Origin of the sequence: Marivirga aurantiaca (assembly GCF_016679925.1) — a bacterium.
Taxonomy (GTDB): domain Bacteria; phylum Bacteroidota; class Bacteroidia; order Cytophagales; family Cyclobacteriaceae; genus Marivirga; species Marivirga aurantiaca.
This window is the reverse complement of the sequence record NZ_JAEQBW010000005.1, coordinates 79,692-99,665: the sequence shown is the minus strand read 5'-3', so window position 1 is coordinate 99,665 and position 19,974 is coordinate 79,692. Positions and strand designations below refer to the sequence as shown.

Genomic DNA, 19,974 nt, shown 5'->3' with positions numbered 1-19,974 from the left:
TAAATTATAGTCCGACCTTATTTAAAAAGTGATGAAAAGTATCTCCCCTTAATCCCAAACGAATGGTTTCTAGCGGTATGATTTCATTGGGAGCAATATTTCCCAGATTAACGTTGGCACCAATTAATTTAATAAAATAAACTTGTTGTGCTTTTTGAGGAGCTTCCCAAATAATTTTCTCAAAAGGTATTTTTGTTAGTATTTCCTGAACCAATCCTGAGCGAACTTCACCGGAAGCCCTAAACAGCCCCACATTGCCAGCTTCTCTTGATTCTCCTATTACCTTCCATGCTCCGGCATCCAGCTCAGCCTGCATAAGGGAAATCCATTGGTAGGGAGGGATGATTTTTTCTTCATCCTTAGATCCAACCTCAGAAAGTACTGTAACCTGCTCTGATAGTTTACGGATGTATTCACATTTAATATCATGCGGCAATTCTATTGAACCGTCCGATACTTCTGCGAAAGGTAAATCAAATTTATCCAACAGCTTGCGGTAATCATCAAACTGCCCTCTGATAATGAAAGCCTCAAATAAGGTGCCTCCGAAATAGACGGGAATACCTGCATCTTTATAGATAGCCAACTTATCTTTTAAGTTATTGGTAACATAAGAAGTAGCCCAGCCTAATTTTACAATATCGACATATTCTCCACTGCTGTCAATAAAATCTTCTACTTCTCTTGTGCTTAGGCCTTTATCCATGGCCATAGTAAAACCTACATCTCTGGGTTTAACAGGACGCTCAGGTATTTGTGTTAAGTCGTAATTCATTAGTGATTATCTTTTCTGAATTGATCAATAATTTTAAACAATGCTGTTTGAGTTTTCACCTGGGGAAAAAAATCATAGAGCACTGTGTGCATTTCAAAGTCCAAAACTAATGCATTTTCCAGAAAGATAAAGGCTTCTTTGTATTTACCTGATTCAATTAGATAAGCCGTCATCCTGTAATAGAGCTCAGGGGCCTCAGGATTTTCATCCATTCCTTCTTTTATAATGTTCATTGCTACCTCTATTTCCCCTGAATCGAAGTAAATATATGACCAATCCAGATAGATGCTAATTTCCTCAGGATCAAGTGATACGGCTTCTTCATAAGCATCAATCGCTGCATTTTGGTTGCCTAATTGATATTCTGCAAAACCAGCTGCTTGCCAGTATTTTGATTCGTGTAAATTTATTTTTAAAGCTTTACGGGCATAATGTACAGCTTCTATCCATTTTTCCTGTGCGGTTAAGGTTTTTGCTAACCCATAGAAAGCCTCGTCATACAATTGGTCATATTTGATAGCTTTCTGAAAGTATTTTACAGCAAGATCGATCTGATCAAGGTGTTCATAGGTTTCTGCCATTCTGCAAAATACTTCTGCGCTGGCACCTTCTATCCGTAAGGTATGAGAGAAAGCATCTAAAGATTTAGTATACTCTTCCATTTCTGCATAGCTATTGCCCATATTGAAATAAGCTGAAGCAAACTGATCATCTATAGCTATTGCAAACTCATAAGCTTCTATTGCCTGCTGATATTTCTTGAGTTTGTGATAAACTACTCCTAAATTATACCAGGCATGGTAGGAGTACGGGTCTGCATCAATAAATTTTTCATAGTAGGAGATGCTTCCTTCCAATTGATCTGTTACATCCAAACAGTAGGCTAATTCATAAATGGCACTTTCAAAGTCGACATTCTCTTCCAGGACTTTTTTATAATATTCAATAGCTTCGTCAAACTTGGCCATCTGTTGATAGCACATACCAATCTGGAAAAGAATTTCATCCCTTTCTTCAGCAAAAGTTAAAGCATTCATCAGGCATTCGATGGCTTCATTGTTTTTTTCGCTAAGGGTTAGGATGTTGGCTTTTGTCATTAACAAATCCACATCGTTGGGCTGGAAATTTTCAGCTTTCTCCAGAATGCTCAATGCCTCCTCATATTTTCCATTGGAAGCCAGCACATGTGCATTGAGAACTATCAATTCAATGGAGAAAGGGTATTGCTCTACTGCAAACTGACATGCCTTCAAGGCTTTTTTATTATTATTGTTATCCAGATAGAACTCAACAACCTGCTCTAGTTCTTCCACATCGAAGAAATGAAAATCCCGACCTTGAACGTGATTTTCGAATTTCTTCACTAATTCTTTCTCACCGTCTTTTCGACTTCTATAAAATTCGCTCATAGGTTATTTGCTATCCAATACAATTTACTAATTCAAACGCTAAAATCAACCAACGAAGCTAAAAAAAATATAGTTTTCAATAAACCATTTATTTTCATTGTATCTACAGCTTTTTTAATGGAATCGGTGAGGGGGGTAAATTGGGTTTCTAGTTCACTCTTTAACTTGTCAGCACTGTAAATAGAGGAGTTGCCCGCCATTTTAGCGGTTTCCATGGAAAGCGTTGACCTTTTGCCCGTTATTTTACTGTAGAGATTTTCTAAAAATGCTCCCGCCATCACTCCGGCTTTTGGGATTTTATATTTTGGGGGTTTTGTGTTAAGGTACTCTGCCACTTTAGTAAAGAAATGTTTATAGGTAACAGTTCCACCATTTAGAATCCATTGATGGTGAATAAAATCACTTTTCAAAGCTTTGATAATTATTCCGGAAACGTCATCAACATCCACATAATTGAGGAGACCTTCAGTATAAAATGGTTTCTTGTCAGCAACATATCCAATAAGTCGTGCACTACTTTGATCAGGCCTGGCCGGGCCAATAATTACAGAGGGGTTAATGATAATCCATGGCAGGCCCTTTTCTCCTAGCTCCTTTACTGCATTTTCAGATGCTCTCTTGCTTCTGCCATAATTGCTGGAAAATTGAGTTTCATCCCAGGGGGTGTCTTCGGTAATGAGAGGTGAATCAGCTTTTTTTCCAATAGCCGAAATACTACTCACTAACAAAAACTTTTTCACATTAAGTTTTAAGGCTTCTCCTGCCAGTTTTTTTGTGAATTGATGATTTACCTGAAATAGTTTTTCCTTGTCTTTCTGTTGATAGGAAACTAATCCGGCAGCATGTACTATATAATCTATTGGGCATTCAAGGTCGGTTAAAAATTTAACCGATAAATTATCAGTTGTAATCCATGTGATTTGGTTACTCTGAGGGCACAGCCTAGTATCTGAACCTGGTCTTTTAACTGCATAAATATTGAAATCTTCTTTGAGTAGATGAGTCAATAGATTACTTCCCAGCAGACCCGTTGCCCCGGTGAGCAATAAGGTTTTCATGTGTATTAGTTTTATTTTATAGTGGTCACCCCGATTAGTCGGGGCAGGCTATGGAATTCGCGATAAATATTCATCTGGCGGTTGGTCCCGAGTACTCGGGATGCTCATTTCATTGGTATTAAATATTAAATATTCTTTTGAGTGTAGATAAGGATTTGCTGCCATTGTCATTGTAGTAATCCTGGTAATAACCATAACCGTTGTTGCCTTTTTTAGCAGCATTATATACAATAGAAATATTACGTATTCCATTCAACTCTATACTTCTGTGCAAGTCTTTTATGAAACTTCTCTTGGAATAGTCTGCACGCACCACAAAAATCGAGTGATCAGATTTTTTTAGTGCAATTATGCCGTCTGATACAAGGCCAATAGGAGGAGTGTCTAAAAGGATTACATCATACTTTTGTTTTAAATCCATTAATAATTGATCAAAATATCCACTTTCTAATAATTCTGCCGGGTTAGGAGGGATCAAACCGGAAGGAATAAAATGGAGATTTTCATTTTGGGTTTTCAATACGCAATCTTGCCAGTTAGCTCCGCCACTTAGAATAGCACTGATGCCTTCATCATTAGAGCCTACATTAAAGGCATATTGTGCCCTTGGCTTTCTCATATCCAAGTCCAGAATAATGGTTCTTTTATTGGACAATGAAAGTATGGCGGCCAGGTTAACTGCTACAAATGTTTTCCCCTCACCACTGGTACTTGAGCTGATGGATATAATATTTTTTCCCTCATTGATGCCCATGAAGTTAAGTCCGGTTCTTAAAGTGCGGAAAGCCTCACTTATTTGAGAACGCGGCCTCTCAAAAACGATTACCCCACTTTTCCTGGCTATGCTACTTTTAAGTCGACTTATTGATCCTATAATAGGTAAATGAGTGATTCTCTCCAGTTCACTAAGGCTATTGATTTCATCATATATCAGGTATCTTACCATGATGAAAATAAAGCTTAATACTAAACTAATGGCAAATGCACCCAAATAAAGGATATTTCTTGAGGGGCCAATGGGTGACTTTGGTAAATTGGCCGGAGTTAATATTACCACTTCAGCCAAAGTGCCTGCCTGGGCTATCTCAAACTCTGTCTTTTTTTGCATTAAAGACAGGTAAAGCTCCTCGTATAGTGAATAGAAGCGCATTTTCTGATTAAGTTCATTGTTCTTGCCGGGAAGTGTGCGGAAGGAATTCTCCAGGCTTCTTTTTCTGTCAATAATGGTTGTGCTGCGTTCTTTAAGATCCGTAATCTTGGAGTCTATCATTTGAATTACCCTGTCCAGTAATAAGTCTTTGCGCTGCTGCGTTTCTGATATAATCTGACTATTGCTTTTATAGCGCATTTTAGCCATCTGGAGTGAGGTATTGAGTTCTATCAGTTCATCAAATAGACGATAAACATTATCAGGTAGTAAGGAAGCATTTATTTGTTCTAATTCTATTGAATCAGCATGGATAATTCCTCTCACTTTATTCAGTTCATTTAATTGGAACCTGAAGCCGTAAAGAATGGAGTCCATTTTTACAATTTCCCCAATTAATCTATTAATATCATTTGATGGATTAGTGGTTTTGTTTTCTATGGTAAATTCTTCTATGAAAATCTCATATCCTGCCAATACATTTTCAGTTTGCTTAAGCTGGTCATTCAGGAATTCAATTTTTAATTGATTTGCTTTATTTTTTTGCTCCCTGCTATATTCTATGTAAAGTTCACTGATAGCTTCAACAATAGATTGAACCTTGTAAATATTATAATCTGCAAAGGTCATCTTTATGGTATTGGCATTAAGATTTTCAGGAGCCACGGCCAAATTGGACCCGATATAGTCCAACAAGCTTTCCTCACTATTGATGTAGAAAGAAAGTGTTTCTCCATCAAAGAAACCTTCCGTTTTTTGTAATTGATAATTACATCCGGCCAATACGAAATCCTGATTGAAAACACCATTCTGCCAATTGCCTTCTTCAGGATTAAAACTGATTTTAAATTTCTGATGATCAATGACTTTTACAAAAAACTTGGTATGCTTAGGGGCGCAACCCTCTTCATATTTCACTTCAAAAGGAATAAATTTATATCTTTCCTCATTTTTAAAGCGACCTATTACTTCGTAGGTAACATCAAGGGGTAATTTTTTAATAACTTGTTTTAAAAATAATTTGGAGCGGATTAATTCTACTTCCCCAGATAGAGTATTAAGGTTTGAGCTTTCTTCAGACATTGGGTTAAACCCAAATACACTAGCCTCACTTCTTTTATTTAACTTCAATTCAGCGTATGATTGAAATTTTACATTGGTATACCGAATGTATATAAAAACTGATAAGCTGCTGATAATGAAAAATAAGAGTATCCACAGAATATTTTTTTTCAGGAGGATAAAAAACTTCCTGAAATCAATCATTTCATGATTCCTACTTGCTGTAACGGTTTTATTCCTGCTTACATCACGTTGATATTTTGTATTTATATTCTCCAAATCAAGGGTTATTTCTATTGTTGGAATTCAAACTCTGTATAACAATAAACAAAGTGATTACATTGGTAACAATACCTATAACCGGTGCAATTTCGCGAATTGATTCGGTAAGCACCCTTCTCAGTGGTTCTACATAAATAATATCATTTGGCAATACATCCAGCCCTGCTTGTTGCATACCTTCAATGGTACTTAAGTTGATTACTTGCACTGATGGGTTGTCCAGCGGGCCTCTTATCAATCTGATATTATTTCCTTTTGAATCTTTTGTAAGTCCGCCTGAAAGCGCTAATACTTCCAGAAGATTCATTTTCTCATTTTCCAAAGGAATTACCTGCCCACCCATAGCACCCAAAACTACTACCCGTCTGTTGAGGACCTCTATCCTAATGTAGGGGTCAATATAGGTTTCGCCATAAAGGGGGGTAAGATGTTCCTGAAGAGATTTAATGGAATATCCCTCCACATTTAAAAGACCAATAAGTGGCAGGTTAATTTCACCTGTGGGGAGCACTTCAAATTCTTTTTTTGGCCGCATTTGAGCTTGCCCTCCTGAGCCGCCACCCAAAGAACCAAGTTCTAAGTTGGGATCCAAAACCCGTTCACCTTTATTAGTATATACTTCAATAGAAAGTTTGTCTCCTGCTTTGATTGTATAGGCTCCTTCAACTTTTGCTATTTCGCTTTTAAAATGTTCGCTCTTTATATCATCCTCAGTTTGGAGTATAATATTTTGTTTGTACACTTTACATCCGCTTAGCCAAAAGGCAGTTAACAAGATATAGAATGTGTAGACGTAGAAAGGTTTAGCTCTGTTGTTTCTCACTAGATGTAAAAATATAACCAATTCGGCAAAAGACAATGGTATTTTAGAAATGCTTATTCATTATTCACATAAACTACCTGCATTTGGGGTTTAATGCATCCAATTTCTTCAATAGCATCTATGTAGCGGTCAATTATGATTTGATGATTGAACCTGCGTTCCACAATATTTCTACCCTTAAGTCCCATCTCAACTCTTTCTTCTTCACCAAGATAGTACATGGTTTTCATTTTTATGAACAAATCATTTTCATCCTTCACTTTGCAGAGTAGTCCGTTCAATTTGTCGTCTACTACATTATTACATCCTGGTACATTGGTGGCAATTATAGGTTTTGCGCAAGCAGCAGCTTCAAGCAAAGTTCTTGGTGTTCCTTCCCTATAGCTTGGCAGAACTATACAATCTGCATCATAAATAAACGGTCTTACATCGTCCGTATTGCCCAAATAGTTGATGTAGCCATCTGCAACCCAACCGTTCAACTCTTCTAATGAAATCCCTCTCGAATGATGTTCGTCCAAAGAACCAAGTAGATTGAAAACAATGTTTAATCCCCTTTCCTGAAGTATTGCGCATGCTGCCACATATTCACGTATTCCTTTGTCAATAATTAAACGGGAAATCATTAAAAACTGAAAAGGCTTTTCCGGGGGATGGTTTTTCTTTTCTTCCGGAGAAAAGTAGTCAAGATCAATTCCAGATCCGGGAATAACTTCACATATATTCCTTTGTATAAGTTCTTTATCCAGAAATAATTGTAAGTCTTCCTGGTTTTGAAAAAAAACCTGCTTGGGAAATTTAAATGAGAAACGATATAGCTTTAAAGCTATTTTTGAAATCCAACCCTCGTTGAGAAAGATGGTGCCTAGCCCACTTATATTGTTTATTACAGGAATCCCCAATTTTGCTGCAGCCAGTGTGCCGTAAATATTGGGCTTAATAGTATAATGCAATATTATATCAGGTTGCACCCTTTTATATATATTATACAATTCCAGGGTAAGACCTAAATCCTTAAAAGGATTGGCTCCCCTGCTATCCATGGTCACATCCTCAAAAGAACATCCTATTTCGATCAGTTTGATGGTATAATTATCGTGGGGGGCGATAGCTACAACAGAATGACCATTTTTCAATAATTCTTTGATTAATGAAAACCTAAAATTATAGATATTCCAGGAGGTATTTAAAGTTATTGCTATTTTCATATTATGATAACATAAAGCTAAGGCTTTTTTATAGGACAAATGATCAAATTGGATAGAATTCGATGGGGAATAATAAAAGCGTGATAAAACTTTATTAAAGCACTTTTAATTTAAGTGTCAAGCTCAAATATAATAGCATATCAACAGGAATTCAGTAAAGCTTTCCTATTTTTACAAAAAATTGATCTTATGGAAATCGGAATTTTACACACACACGTCACTGTTGTCACTTTATTTTTACTTTTTTTATTGTTCAAATCAATTTTACTATTTACCAATAAAATTCAATTGTTGACTACGGTTAGAACCAAATTTAAAGTAGCAGATTCTATTTTAGGTGTTTTAATACTAGTTACCGGAGGTTATTTATTGACCCTTTATGGGGCTGATACTCCTATGTACCTATGGGTGAAATCAGTAATAGTACTGATCATTATTCCAATTGGCATTGTTGCATTTAAGAAGGAAAATAAAATGATGGCATTGTTGGCATTATTGCTAACATTTTATATTTATGGAGTTTCAGAATCAGGCAGCTTGACCTTTTCCAGGGAAAGTGCCTCAATAGAAGAGACGGATGGACCGGAACCTGAAATGAGACAAGAAGAACAACCCGAAATTATTGCTCAAAATATGGAAAATGTATTAAAGACGGGCAAAGAGATTTATTTAGCAGAATGTAAAAAGTGCCACGGAGTTGATGGTAAAAAAGGATTGTTTAAATCACCGGATTTAACGGAAAGTAATTTAAACCTAGCAGAAAGAATTGCGTGGATAAAGAAAGGAAAGGGTGTAATGCCTGCTTATGAAGGAGAACTTTCAGAGGAAGATATTGAAGCAGTTGCAGCTTACCTGAATGAACTAAAATAATATTTCCGAGCCCGGACAACTTATGCACGAGAACATTACAAAAGATGAAATTACCATAAAAGCAGTATTGGTAGCTCTTATCACCAGAGAACAATCAGAAGAAAAGACAATTGAGTATCTGGAAGAACTAGCTTTTCTGACCAGTACGCTTGGTGCTGCTACCGTTAAGAGGTTTACCCAACGAATGGAAAAACCGGACGTCCGCAGCTATATTGGAAAAGGTAAACTAGAAGAGGTTAGCGCTTACGTAAAAGCTGAACAGATAGACTGGGTTATTTTTGATGATGACCTAACGCCCTCCCAATTGAGGAATTTAGAGAAGGAGTTGGAGTGCAAGATATATGATCGAAGTTTGCTCATACTCGATATATTTTTGAGCAGGGCGCAAACAGCACAGGCCAAAACGCAGGTAGAACTCGCCAGAAACCAATACTTGCTTCCAAGACTGACGCGCATGTGGACTCACCTGGAAAGGCAGCGTGGTGGTACTGGTACACGTGGTGGTGCCGGGGAAAAAGAAATAGAAACAGATAGGCGTATTATCCGAAATACAATTGATGTACTGAAAAAGAAGCTGGAAAAAATAGATAAGCAGAATCAAACCCAGCGTAAATCCAGAGGGAAAATAGTTCGCGTGGCTATAGTAGGCTATACCAATGTGGGGAAATCTACATTGATGACCCTGTTGTCCAAATCAGATATTTTGGCTGAGAACAAGCTTTTTGCCACAGTAGATTCCACCGTACGCAAAGTAAATTTTGATGATATTCCTTTTTTGCTCTCTGATACGGTAGGTTTTATCAGGAAATTGCCCACACATCTAATTGAATCATTTAAATCTACCCTGGATGAAATAAGGGAAGCTGATATTTTGATCCATGTGGTAGATGTAAGCCATCCTGCTCTTGATGATCATATCAATGTAGTCAATAATACCTTGTCTGATATAAAGGCAGGAGATAAACCTACGCTGCTGGTTTTCAATAAAGTGGATTTGCTAGAAGATGAGGAAGAAATAAGTGTGAAAGAAAAAATTACACAATTGAAAAGCACTTATTTGAATAAGGAACAGAATGATGTAGTGTTCATTTCAGCAACCAACAAAGAGAATATTGATGAGCTTAAAAACAAGTTAAGAAAACTGGTGGAAGCCAAGCATTTCACAATTTTCCCTAATTATTTGAAAAACACCTATTACTAAAGTAGATTTGCAATCTAAAAATAAGGTATTCCTGGTAGCAGTCACTTTGAATATTAATATGGCACCGTAGTTCAATGGATAGAATAGAAGTTTCCTAAACTTTAGATGCAGGTTCGATTCCTGCCGGAGCCACTTTTTAAATAACTTATACAAAGCGAATTAAGTTATAATCAATTAGTGATTATTCCCAATCTCTGAATTATTAGTTTGGCTCTTGATGAGAAACTGTTTGGCTAAAACTTCTCTATTGACTGTTACTCTCTTTTTTACCTAAATTTCTATTAAACTGCAACTATTCTTACTTGACGCAGTTACTTCAATTTTTTCAAATTGCAATTTTTTACCCCTGACATAATGCTGTCATAAGGCCTTCCTATTTTTGAAGAAATTAAAAACTTAATACCCATTGCCTACATCATTGGAATGGCGGATGAGGAAAGTTTGGAATTAGATTTTTGGCACCTAATAGCTTAATTTTAATGTATGGGAGATCAAAAACCTTTGGTGAACAAAGAATACTTGCTTGAGAAATTTCCGGGCAAAGGCGGATGGACATTTGCAAGAATTCCTGAAATATTGCAGAATGAAAATGCTCCCTTTGGTTGGGTAAGGATACGAGGTACAATTGATAGTTTCGAAATAAAGAACTACAATTTACAACCTATGGGCAATGGGCAGCTATTTTTACCTGTAAAAGCTGAAATCAGAAAGAAAATCAGCAAACAAGCCGGGGATATTGTTCATGTTATCTTATATGCCGATAATTTGCCCACTGAGATTCCTGAAGAATTAAAGCTTTGTCTGCTGGATGAGTCGATGGCTTTTGAAACTTTTATGAGCTATACACATGGGGAACAAAAAGCATTAATAGAGTGGATTTATTCTGCTAAAACAGATAAAACCAAAGTGGAGCGCATTACTAAAACACTTGAGAAACTAGCTGCCGGAAAGAATAAAAATAGGATTAAATGAAAGGAGTTTGCAAAAAGATGAACTACGAGCTTCCCCTGAACTAAAGTTGAATTTAAAATATTTACTTGCAACTACTATTTTCTTTTAAACCATCCTTTCACTTTTTTGGCTAGTTTGGATTCCATACCTTCTCCATCCCCGCTATCTTCATTTCCAATGACATAAGCCAATGGATGCAACATTGGTACGTGATCTGCGATAGATTTGATGAAACTAAAGAGGGGCAAGAATACAATCATGCCGATTACTCCCCAAACGGCTGCACCAATGATAATTGCTATAATGGTGAATAATGGGTTTACTTTTATCCGGTTTCCCACTAAAAAAGGCTCTACTAAATAGCTTTCTATAAATTGTGCCAGCACATAGGTGGCGAATACGATCCAGACAGCATTTAATTCACCGGTGGTTATATAAGCCACTGCTATAGCAATAATACCCCCCACTAAAGGCCCTATGTAAGGAACCAGAGATAAAACCGCAGCCAGAAACGCAATGGTGAAAGGGCTTTCCATTCCTGAAATAACAAATCCAATTGAATAAATGATGGTGAGGGCAAGCACCAGGATCACTTTCCCTATAAGAAATTGTCTGGCCTGTTTTACAATTTTTGTTAAAATCTCCTTTCCTTCTTCCTGCTGATTTTCAGGAATAAACTTTAAAGTTGCATTTCTGAATTTTTCCCTGTACAATAGCATGAAAAAGATGTAAACAGCTATCAATAAGAGGTTCCCGAGAGAGCTGAAAATACTGGTCACCACAGTTCCCAACTGATTTTTTACAGAAGAATCCATTCCTCCACTATCGTCCTTCTTTTCTTGTCCGGTCCCTGGTTGGGTATTTTCATTATTGCTTTGTTGATTGTCCTGTTGGCCACTTTCCTGATTGCCATTTTCTTGCTGCGATCCACTCTTTTCAAAAGGGTTTTCAATGGAAAATCCTGTGTTGGTTTCTACAAAGCTCTCCAGCTGGTCAAATTGTGTGCTTAGGCGTTCTTCTATGGAAGACCATTGGCCGGAGACTCTTTTGACCTCCACGCCTACAGCCCAGAGCGTTCCTGCAATAAATAATACAAAGATCATATCAGAAAAGAAGACCGACCAACCTTTACTCATCCCCTTTTTTTCTAAAAAGTTAGCGACAGGTACCAACATCATGGACAGAATTATCGCCAAAAAAATGGGAGCTAATATTTCTTTAGCACGATCCATCCCAAGAAAGAAAAGGTAAAAAATTCCTATTAAGAGAAAAAGGATAAGCAGGAACTTGAGAAGTTTATTGTTCATGGGTCGATTGCTGTATCAATTAAAAAGTTTCCATGGAAATTAAGGGTAGACATGGAATTAAAAAAACACTTATTAAAAAGTGAAGTTGAAATTGACTTCTCTATTATTACGCAAAAAAGGGTGTGCTGTTCCGGTTTTAGCTACTGCATTTAAGGTAGTAGCTTGAGGTAGAGGGGAGTGATTTTAGATTATTTTTTGAAAACCCAACTCAAATTGAAAAAGGATGAGGTATTTGTAAATAAGTTGGAAAACTTTCAAATTCCCAAATTCATCCTATCACTCAATATTTCATAAATAGATTTCCTTTACCGCTTTTGTTGGGATGATGCTGTACCTCGCATTTTAGGTCATAATCAAATGTCAATTCTGCTCAAACCCGAGGCATAAAAAAAAGCCGGTCTGGAATTCCAGACCGGCTTTTAAAATGAAAATTTTAAAGAGTGAATCCTTCTCTCGGACCACCAGAAGCAAATATGGCTCTCATTCTTTCTTTTTGTCCGGTAGAGAACATATACATACAAGCATCATTTGTATAATCCATATAATTCATTGTCATGTCATTACTTCTACAATTTACAGTAGGGTAAGAAGGACATCCGTAGTTAGGACCATCCGAAGAAGGCGTATCAGCAACGAAATCATCTTGCTTACATCTGCCATCACCCCAGATATGACGTAAATTTAAGTAGTGGCCCACTTCATGAGTTGCCGTTCTTCCTTTATCAAAAGGAGCAGATACAAAACCTGTGGTACCGAAATACTGAGGAGAGATTACAACTCCATCAGTAGAAGAGGCTCCACCAGGAAATTGAGCGTATCCTAAGATACCACCACCTATATTACATACCCAAATGTTCAAAGCACCTTCAGGATTTACTACATCAACACCACCTTTGGATGCAAATTTCATATCGTCTCTTGTTCCCCATTCAGTTCTTGAAGAAGCCTTACGGGTTACGCCTGCTAAAGTAAAATTAGCATCAGTATCAGCCACTAGACCAGCGAATTCGGAAGGTACTCCATTAGCATCATTGTTGGTAGCGTTAAAATCAGCATTTAATACACTGATTTGAGAATTAATTTGTGCATCACTGATGTTTTCATTAGAGTTGCTATAGATCACATGGACATATACCGGAATGTTGATTACTCCTAGTCCGTCATCAACAGGATCAGAGCCACCACCATCGCCACCGCCATCATCTCCGCCTCCATTGCCATTTCCGCCACCAGCGTGGTCAGGCTTTTTAGCAGCTATGAATTTCCTGGCATTCTTTTCAATATTAAACATTTTTTGGTACAAGCCCGGGTTGGTATCCAGTTGTCGGTTCAATACATTCATTGATACACAATGTTTGCCTTGCCCGGCCACTCTTTCATTCGAACCATCTTGTGAATCGGTGTAAGCATAGAAGTCACTCATGTCTACATTTACTTCTTGCATTCTTACAATCTCGTTATCGTTATTACATGCTGTAAAGAATACAGTCATTGCGATAAACGCTAATAAAACTCTTTTCATAATTTGCTTTTTAAGTTATAAATCTCCGCAAAGTAATAATTTTATTTTATACTCCAAGAGCAATAGTTAATTTTCCTAATAACTGTTAGGGTAAAATATTATATGTTAAAATGAAGAATTAGGCTGTTTATTTATATTATATACAATAGTTTTGAATTTCCAATATTTCCAATATGCCCTCAGCAGGTTTAAACCTTCATTTTGCAATCTTGGAAAAATATTATTGAGGAGTTTTATCGAAAAGCAGGTAAAAAAAATTATTTATGTGATTTTTTGAGAATTTTCTTACATTATAATTGAGGTTGTAACTGGATTTCGTAGTAGCGGAAAAAGAAAGAAAATTTGCCACCTCAGCCTGAGCAAGATTATTTGTGATGATATAATTATAGGGGATTATTAAGATAGTCCACAAAGTAAATATCCCAGGGATATCATCAATAATCATCATTCACTTCAATCCAGTAGCCATTGGGGTCTTTAAAATAAACCTGTTGTACTCCATCTACCCGCTTGGTGATGGCATTTGGTTTTCCCGGCCAATCTTCAAAAGCTATTTCTTCTTTTTCCAATTTGGAAATAAATGACTCCATATTGGGTATGCTAAAGCAAAGATGGTTATTTTTGTTAATGGTTACAGCTTTCCATTCACCCTCAATGAGATGTAATTGGGAATTGCCTAACTTAAACCACGTGTGTAAACCATCCTTAAAAGGCTCTTCTATTTGTTCCAGCCCAATAATACTTTGATAAAAGTCGGTACTCTCTTTTAGGTTTTCAACATACACAGCAATATGATTAAGTTTTACCTGGGCAGTGATGCTATTTGGTAAAGTTAAAAACAGACCCAGAACAAGAACACTAATAAATTTTTTCATTTTCTCTTATTTTATACTGCATTCAATTTAAAAACATAAATGGGTATTTACCAGGATTTTGTATATTGATTGAAATTTAACGCTATGAAATGAGTATAAATTTTAGAATCCTTAACATACCAACTGAGGATGAATAAAATTTATTGAATTCCATACCGCTAAGGCGGTACAAGTTGTGACCATTGACAATAAACTTATACACATGAAAAAACTGTTTTTTATCCTCTTGATCTTAAATTTTGCAGGCTGCACTTCTAATGAGGAAGTAGCTGACAGGAGCCAGGTAAATTGGCAAAGCATTGAAAAAGATTTACAATCTGCATTGATTTTAGCTGAGGAGGGAGATACTATTAATATTCCCGGAGGCTATTTTAAATTTGAAAAAAGCTTATTAATGGATGACAAGCAAAATGTAGTAATAGCAGGCGCAGGAATGGATGAAACGATATTGTCATTTAAGAATCAGAATGAAGGTGCGGAGGGATTGAAAATCAGCCAATGTAAAAATATCACTTTAGTAGATTTTACTGTTGAAGATGCTGCGGGAGATAATATTAAAGTTTCCGATACTGATGGAATTACTTTCAGAAGATTAAGAGCCCAGTGGACTGGAGAAGTAAGTGAAACAAATGGGGCATATGCATTGTATCCGGTACTTTGCAAAAATGTTCTCATTGAAGAATGTATTGCTATTGGTTCTTCTGATGCAGGTATTTACGTTGGGCAGTCAGATTCTGTGATCATCAGGAATAATGAAGCTTACAGAAATGTAGCAGGTATAGAAAGTGAAAACTCCAATTTTGTGGAGGTTTATGGCAATAAAGCCATCAACAATACGGGAGGGATTTTGATTTTTGATTTGCCCGGTCTCACTCAATATGGTGAACATATTAAGGTATATGACAACCTGATTCAGGAGAATAACCATAGGAATTTTGCACCTGCAGGGAATATTGTAGGGGTTGTGCCTCCGGGAACCGGCTTGATGATATTGGCTACAAGAAATGTAGAGGTTTTTAATAATCAAATTATAGACAATCGTACAGTTGGGGCTGCTATTGTAAGCTATGAACTGGTTGCTGCCATCAGCGAAGAGGAAGCAGTCGAAGCTGACGAGACACAGGCGGGTTCAGCAGAACGCATCAATAGTGATTATGAGTTGGATGAAAATTATAACCCACATGTAGGAAATATTTATTTTCATGATAACAATTTTCAGAACTCTAAATGGTTCGCTACTTTTCAGCATGATTTTGGCAAATTATTCAATTTCAAATCACCTTTTAATCCACCTGATATTGTTTTTGACGGGTTTATGGAGGCCGAGAGGTCACCTGCCGAAATACTCTGCATTCAAGAAAAGCAAAAGCTTGTGTTTATCAACCTGGATGCGCCAAATGACCTGGAGGATTTGAATGAAAACATAGCTCCATTTGTTTGTGATTAAAAGTGATTTTGCTTTAAAAGGCTAATTATTTATTTTCTACAAGATCCAAAATTGATGTTGAAATCGATCTATATATTAATACTCATTTTATTTTTTGCTTCCTGTCAGAATCCAAAACCTAACGATCAGCAAAAAGTGGAAACGGATAATCCTCCTGTAATAAAACTGGGAGGGAGTAAGCAGCAATCATTTGGTTTAGAGAAGCTGTCGGATTATGCTCTTTTTCAGGGAGAGCTGGCAAAGTTGAACCCTGCAAATGGAGTAGTGCCTTACGATTTGAATTCCCCCCTTTTTTCTGATTATGCCTTTAAAGCAAGGTTTGTAAAAATTCCGGAAGGAAAAACAGCGACTTACCATTCAACAGAAGTTCTGGAATTTCCTGTAGGTACTGTGTTAATCAAAAACTTTTATTACCCTACAGATTTTAATAGGCCGAAGGGCACACGTACCATTTTGGAAACTCGATTACTCATTCATGAAGAAAATGGCTGGAAAGCACTGCCTTATGTTTGGAATGAAGAACAAACAGAAGCTTATTTGGAAATTACAGGGGATACTAAGAGTATTTCCTGGAGGGATACTGAGGGCAATCAACAGCAATTAATGTATAATGTGCCCAATGTGAACCAATGCAGAAGTTGCCATTTGCTGGGCGATAAAATTAAACCTATTGGACCAAGTGCCAGGCAACTTAACAAGGATTATAATTATGAAGCACATAAAGAGCTCAACCAGTTAGTGCATTGGCAGGAAACAGGAATGCTTGAAAATTTACCTTCAGGAGAACTACCGAAAATGGTAAGCTTTCAAAACAAGAATGCTCCTTTAGCTGAACGGGCCAGGGCTTATCTGGAAATTAATTGCGGGCATTGTCACAGACCAGAGGGGCCGGCTAAAAATTCAGCTTTAAACCTAATGGTTTCAGAGGAAAACCCGGCTGCCTGGGGAGTGGAAAAAACGCCAATAGCTGCCGGAAAAGGCTCAGGAGGTTTAAAGTATGACATAGTTCCCGGTCATCCTGAACAATCAATATTGGTTTTCAGAATGGAATCTACCGATCCGGGCATTATGATGCCCGAGTTGGGTAGGAAAATGGTGGACAAAGAGGGTTTAGAACTGGTAAAGGAATGGATAGCTTCAATGAAGTAAATATTATTCAGATACTTTATAGAAATAATTATCTGCACCATCAAAAGCAGATCCCAGGAGTTTCAATTGCATATCACATACTATCAATTCACTATTGCCAAACAAATTGGGTTCGGTATTTATATGAAAAGAATTTTGTGATTCATTCTTAATAATTGACCAGCTGAATGGGGTCTGGTTCCCCTCTCTGTCAGTTTGGATTCCAGTTTTATCTTTTGAAAAATGAATTTTTAATCCTTTACGACTGTCTTCATCCACCACGGTTCCACCAGCTAATCTTGATTGCGTTACAGATTTTTGCCATGCCCAATTACCTGAAACTCCCTCTTCCATCCCTGAAACCGTATTTTCTGTATTTTCACAATCTGTCATTTCAGAATTGGCATTTTTGTTTCCAGCCTGGGCACAAGCTGTAAGTGTATAGCTTGTTAGAATGGCAATTAATACAACCTGTGTTATTTTCATCTTAATAATTTAAAAGATTATAAACCTTCACTTTTTGCAATTAACTCTGCTAAATCAAATACTTTAACACTGTTTTCTTTTTCTTTATTCTTTACACCATCACTCATCATGGTCATGCAAAAAGGGCAACCTGCAGCAATTACCTCAGCGCCAGTGTTCAGGGCTTCTTCAGTTCGTTCCACATTGACTTCCTTGGTGCCTGGTTCCGCATCCTTAAACATTTGAGCACCACCGGCACCACAGCACAAACCTTTGGTCTTGCACCTTTTCATTTCCACTAGTTCAGCATCCAGGGCTCTAATCACATCTCTTGGAGCTTCATAAACACCATTGGCCCGGCCAAGATAACATGAGTCGTGGAAAGTGATTTTCTTACCTTTGAATTCCCCGCCACCTTTTAAGGTGATTTTACCATCATTGATAAGTTGTTGCAAGAAAGTGGAGTGGTGGATGACTTCATAGTTCCCCCCTAGTTCAGGATATTCATTTTTCAATGTATTGAAACAATGTGGACAGGCAGTCACTATTTTCTTTACATTATATCCATCCAGAACCTGAATGTTGGACATAGCCTGCATCTGAAACAGGAACTCATTTCCGGCTCTCCTGGCAGGATCTCCAGTACATGATTCTTCAGGACCCAAAACGGCAAAATTGATACCTACTTTATTTAATATTTTGGTGAATGCTACTGTCACTGCTTTATACCTGTCATCAAATGAACCGGCACAACCTACCCAGAAAAGTACTTCCGGAGATTCTCCTTTTGCACTCATTTCCTGCATGGTAGGTACTTTATATGATATATCACTCATTTTTGTCTAATTTAAGATTTAAAATTCTTTTCTATTGTGGTTATTATTTCTCCTCGTTTAATTTATTTGCCCAGTTAAAACGATCGCTGGGTGGAAATTTCCATGGAGCAAAATTGGTTTCTATATTCTGAAACATTGAATTCCACGATTGTGGGGAGCTTGATTCTTCCATTGCCATAAACCTTCTTCTTTGTAAGATGATGTCTAAAGGGTTGATGTTAATTGGACAGGCTTCCACACAAGCATTACAACTTGTACAGGCATTAATTTCCTCATCTGTAATGTATTGTTCACTGAATAATGGACTGCCTTCTTCGGCTGTTTTCCCTTTTTTAATATTCTCGCCAATTTCAGATATCCTGTCACGGGTATCCATCATGATTTTTCTTGGGGAGAGTTTTTTGCCGGTAATATTGGCAGGACATTCAGCAGTACATCTTCCGCATTCTGTGCAAGAATAGGCACCCATCAAATCTGCCCAGGTTAAATCAGTGGCATCCTTGGCTCCCAGCCTGGCTACTTCTGCTGGTGGCTCTCCATTAGTTGCGCCTGTGTCAATACCTAGCATAGATTTTACTTCGGTAGTTACATCTTCCATATTGTTCATTCTTCCTTTGGGTCCTAATCTCGCAAAATAGGTGTTGGGAAAAGCCATGAAAATATGCAAATGTTTAGAGTAGGTGATATAGATAGTAAATCCTAAAATGCCTATAATATGAAACCACCAGGCAAATCGCTCTATAAATATGAGGGTGCCGACACTCATGTTCTCAAATAATGGGATTAAAAATCCACTGAAAAAGAAAGCTCCTGTTTGTACATAATGATCATCTCGTCCTTGTAGAAGCTGATCAGTAGCATTCATGGTTAAAATGGCAATCATTAAAACAATTTCAATAATCAAAATGAGGTTGGCATCTAGCCAGGGCCAGCCTTTCAGTGCCTTAAAACGATTGACTCTGATTACGTTTCTTCTGATGAGGAACACCACACATGAGAAAAGCACAGCCACAGCCAGGAACTCAAAAATATTAATGGCTGCCGAATAATAAGTTGAGCCTAAGATTGGGGCAAAAATTCTATGGGTGCCTGCAATGCCATCTATGATAAATTCAAGCACCTCAAGGTTAATAATAAGAAAGCCGGCATAGATCAAAAGATGTAAAAATGCAGGTATAAACTTCTTGAACATCTTCTTCTGGCCAAAGGCAATTAGGAAGGTATTTTTCCAACGTCTTCCTTTTTGATCAGATCTATCGGTATCCCTGCCCAATTGAATGTTGTTTTTTATTGTCCCAACCCTTTTCGTAATAAAGTAAGTTGCAACTGCAAGTACCAGTAGGAAAGCGATTTGCGAGATATATTCCATAATTTTATTTTATCGGGATTAATTTTTTTAATAATTTATTTAAAATATTTTTTGCAGGATGAATTATTTATCTACTTTTGCACCACTCTATCACGGTGCTGTAGCTCAGTTGGTAGAGCATCGGACTGAAAATCCGTGAGTCGGTGGTTCGAATCCACTCAGCACCACAAGCCTCGCTTTCAAAAGCGAGGCTTTTTTATTTCCCTTAAAAAAAGCTAAACCTGTCATCATTTTATTTG

General features: G+C 37.2%; 17 protein-coding genes and 2 tRNA genes. 7 read left to right on the top strand and 12 right to left on the bottom strand.

Going from position 1 to position 19,974, the window contains the following annotated elements; genetic code table 11:
• Positions 1–4 precede the first annotated feature (4 nt).
• The 6 genes from JKA74_RS12240 to JKA74_RS12215 form a co-directional block, all read right to left on the bottom strand.
• Positions 5–775: a phosphosulfolactate synthase gene (locus JKA74_RS12240; protein WP_201431482.1), complete on the bottom strand. Its 771-nt coding sequence runs from the start codon at positions 773–775 to the stop codon at positions 5–7.
• Positions 775–2,184, bottom strand: coding sequence for a tetratricopeptide repeat protein (locus JKA74_RS12235; protein ID WP_201431481.1), 1,410 nt, complete (start codon positions 2,182–2,184; stop codon positions 775–777). The genes JKA74_RS12240 and JKA74_RS12235 overlap by 1 nt, the downstream gene beginning before the upstream one ends.
• Before the next feature lie 32 nt (positions 2,185–2,216).
• Positions 2,217–3,242: an NAD-dependent epimerase/dehydratase family protein gene (locus tag JKA74_RS12230; RefSeq protein ID WP_201431480.1), complete on the bottom strand. Its 1,026-nt coding sequence runs from the start codon at positions 3,240–3,242 to the stop codon at positions 2,217–2,219.
• A gap of 118 nt (positions 3,243–3,360) precedes the next feature.
• Positions 3,361–5,730: a GumC family protein gene (locus JKA74_RS12225; protein WP_201431479.1), complete on the bottom strand. Its 2,370-nt coding sequence runs from the start codon at positions 5,728–5,730 to the stop codon at positions 3,361–3,363.
• 1 nt (position 5,731) lies between these two features.
• Positions 5,732–6,556, bottom strand: coding sequence for a polysaccharide biosynthesis/export family protein (locus JKA74_RS12220; protein ID WP_317193596.1), 825 nt, complete (start codon positions 6,554–6,556; stop codon positions 5,732–5,734).
• Positions 6,557–6,609: 53 nt separating this feature from the next.
• Complete coding sequence (locus tag JKA74_RS12215; protein ID WP_201431478.1) at positions 6,610–7,764, bottom strand: glycosyltransferase family 4 protein; 1,155 nt, start codon at positions 7,762–7,764, stop codon at positions 6,610–6,612.
• 189 nt (positions 7,765–7,953) lie between these two features.
• On the opposite strand from JKA74_RS12215, the gene JKA74_RS12210 reads away from it, so the two are divergent.
• The 4 genes from JKA74_RS12210 (at position 7,954) to JKA74_RS12195 (ending at position 10,807) form a co-directional block, all read left to right on the top strand.
• On the top strand, positions 7,954–8,634 hold the full coding sequence (locus JKA74_RS12210; protein WP_201431477.1) for a c-type cytochrome: 681 nt from the start codon (positions 7,954–7,956) through the stop codon (positions 8,632–8,634).
• A gap of 22 nt (positions 8,635–8,656) precedes the next feature.
• The gene (gene hflX / locus JKA74_RS12205) at positions 8,657–9,835 is read left to right on the top strand and encodes a GTPase HflX (protein WP_201431476.1); all 1,179 of its coding nucleotides are present in this window, start codon (positions 8,657–8,659) and stop codon (positions 9,833–9,835) included.
• A gap of 60 nt (positions 9,836–9,895) precedes the next feature.
• A tRNA-Arg gene (locus JKA74_RS12200) sits at positions 9,896–9,967 on the top strand.
• Between the two features lie 351 nt (positions 9,968–10,318).
• Positions 10,319–10,807, top strand: a complete 489-nt coding sequence (locus JKA74_RS12195; RefSeq protein WP_201431475.1) for a YdeI/OmpD-associated family protein — start codon at positions 10,319–10,321, stop codon at positions 10,805–10,807.
• A 74-nt stretch (positions 10,808–10,881) separates the two neighbouring features.
• Here JKA74_RS12195 and JKA74_RS12190 read toward each other — a convergent pair whose 3' ends face one another.
• The 3 genes from JKA74_RS12190 to JKA74_RS12180 all read right to left on the bottom strand — a co-directional run bounded on the left by JKA74_RS12190 (position 10,882) and on the right by JKA74_RS12180 (position 14,490).
• Positions 10,882–12,093 carry an AI-2E family transporter gene (locus tag JKA74_RS12190; RefSeq protein WP_201431474.1) on the bottom strand — a complete coding sequence of 404 codons (1,212 nt, stop codon included), beginning with the start codon at positions 12,091–12,093 and terminating at the stop codon, positions 10,882–10,884.
• A 433-nt stretch (positions 12,094–12,526) separates the two neighbouring features.
• Complete coding sequence (locus JKA74_RS12185) at positions 12,527–13,615, bottom strand: zinc metalloprotease (protein ID WP_201431473.1); 1,089 nt, start codon at positions 13,613–13,615, stop codon at positions 12,527–12,529.
• Positions 13,616–14,049: 434 nt separating this feature from the next.
• On the bottom strand, positions 14,050–14,490 hold the full coding sequence (locus JKA74_RS12180; RefSeq protein WP_201431472.1) for a VOC family protein: 441 nt from the start codon (positions 14,488–14,490) through the stop codon (positions 14,050–14,052).
• Positions 14,491–14,692: 202 nt separating this feature from the next.
• On the opposite strand from JKA74_RS12180, the gene JKA74_RS12175 reads away from it, so the two are divergent.
• Together JKA74_RS12175 and JKA74_RS12170 are read left to right on the top strand one after the other, a co-directional pair.
• Positions 14,693–15,937, top strand: a complete 1,245-nt coding sequence (locus tag JKA74_RS12175; RefSeq protein WP_201431471.1) for a parallel beta-helix domain-containing protein — start codon at positions 14,693–14,695, stop codon at positions 15,935–15,937.
• Positions 15,938–15,991: 54 nt separating this feature from the next.
• Complete coding sequence (locus JKA74_RS12170; RefSeq protein ID WP_201431470.1) at positions 15,992–17,086, top strand: SO2930 family diheme c-type cytochrome; 1,095 nt, start codon at positions 15,992–15,994, stop codon at positions 17,084–17,086.
• A 3-nt stretch (positions 17,087–17,089) separates the two neighbouring features.
• Here the strand turns inward: JKA74_RS12170 and JKA74_RS12165 are convergent, their stop codons facing one another.
• The 3 genes from JKA74_RS12165 to JKA74_RS12155 are packed head-to-tail and all read right to left on the bottom strand — an operon-like array spanning position 17,090 to position 19,735.
• Positions 17,090–17,551, bottom strand: coding sequence for a hypothetical protein (locus JKA74_RS12165; RefSeq protein ID WP_201431469.1), 462 nt, complete (start codon positions 17,549–17,551; stop codon positions 17,090–17,092).
• A 17-nt stretch (positions 17,552–17,568) separates the two neighbouring features.
• Positions 17,569–18,366 carry a (Fe-S)-binding protein gene (locus JKA74_RS12160; RefSeq protein ID WP_201431468.1) on the bottom strand — a complete coding sequence of 266 codons (798 nt, stop codon included), beginning with the start codon at positions 18,364–18,366 and terminating at the stop codon, positions 17,569–17,571.
• Positions 18,367–18,409: 43 nt separating this feature from the next.
• On the bottom strand, positions 18,410–19,735 hold the full coding sequence (locus JKA74_RS12155; RefSeq protein WP_201431467.1) for a (Fe-S)-binding protein: 1,326 nt from the start codon (positions 19,733–19,735) through the stop codon (positions 18,410–18,412).
• A gap of 94 nt (positions 19,736–19,829) precedes the next feature.
• Between JKA74_RS12155 and JKA74_RS12150 the strand changes: the two genes are divergently transcribed.
• Positions 19,830–19,902, top strand: a tRNA-Phe gene (locus tag JKA74_RS12150).
• Positions 19,903–19,974 lie beyond the last annotated feature (72 nt).

Bases quoted from the DNA above. Each gene is read 5' to 3' on its own strand.
- JKA74_RS12240 (WP_201431482.1), bottom strand. From the start codon at position 775: ATGAATTACGACTTAACACAAATACCTGAGCGTCCTGTTAAACCCAGA.
- JKA74_RS12235 (WP_201431481.1), bottom strand. From the start codon at position 2,184: ATGAGCGAATTTTATAGAAGTCGAAAAGACGGTGAGAAAGAATTAGTG.
- JKA74_RS12230 (WP_201431480.1), bottom strand. From the start codon at position 3,242: ATGAAAACCTTATTGCTCACCGGGGCAACGGGTCTGCTGGGAAGTAAT.
- JKA74_RS12215 (WP_201431478.1), bottom strand. From the start codon at position 7,764: ATGAAAATAGCAATAACTTTAAATACCTCCTGGAATATCTATAATTTT.
- JKA74_RS12210 (WP_201431477.1), top strand. From the start codon at position 7,954: ATGGAAATCGGAATTTTACACACACACGTCACTGTTGTCACTTTATTT.
- hflX (WP_201431476.1), top strand. From the start codon at position 8,657: ATGCACGAGAACATTACAAAAGATGAAATTACCATAAAAGCAGTATTG.
- JKA74_RS12195 (WP_201431475.1), top strand. From the start codon at position 10,319: ATGGGAGATCAAAAACCTTTGGTGAACAAAGAATACTTGCTTGAGAAA.
- JKA74_RS12190 (WP_201431474.1), bottom strand. From the start codon at position 12,093: ATGAACAATAAACTTCTCAAGTTCCTGCTTATCCTTTTTCTCTTAATA.
- JKA74_RS12185 (WP_201431473.1), bottom strand. From the start codon at position 13,615: ATGAAAAGAGTTTTATTAGCGTTTATCGCAATGACTGTATTCTTTACA.
- JKA74_RS12180 (WP_201431472.1), bottom strand. From the start codon at position 14,490: ATGAAAAAATTTATTAGTGTTCTTGTTCTGGGTCTGTTTTTAACTTTA.
- JKA74_RS12175 (WP_201431471.1), top strand. From the start codon at position 14,693: ATGAAAAAACTGTTTTTTATCCTCTTGATCTTAAATTTTGCAGGCTGC.
- JKA74_RS12170 (WP_201431470.1), top strand. From the start codon at position 15,992: ATGTTGAAATCGATCTATATATTAATACTCATTTTATTTTTTGCTTCC.
- JKA74_RS12165 (WP_201431469.1), bottom strand. From the start codon at position 17,551: ATGAAAATAACACAGGTTGTATTAATTGCCATTCTAACAAGCTATACA.
- JKA74_RS12160 (WP_201431468.1), bottom strand. From the start codon at position 18,366: ATGAGTGATATATCATATAAAGTACCTACCATGCAGGAAATGAGTGCA.
- JKA74_RS12155 (WP_201431467.1), bottom strand. From the start codon at position 19,735: ATGGAATATATCTCGCAAATCGCTTTCCTACTGGTACTTGCAGTTGCA.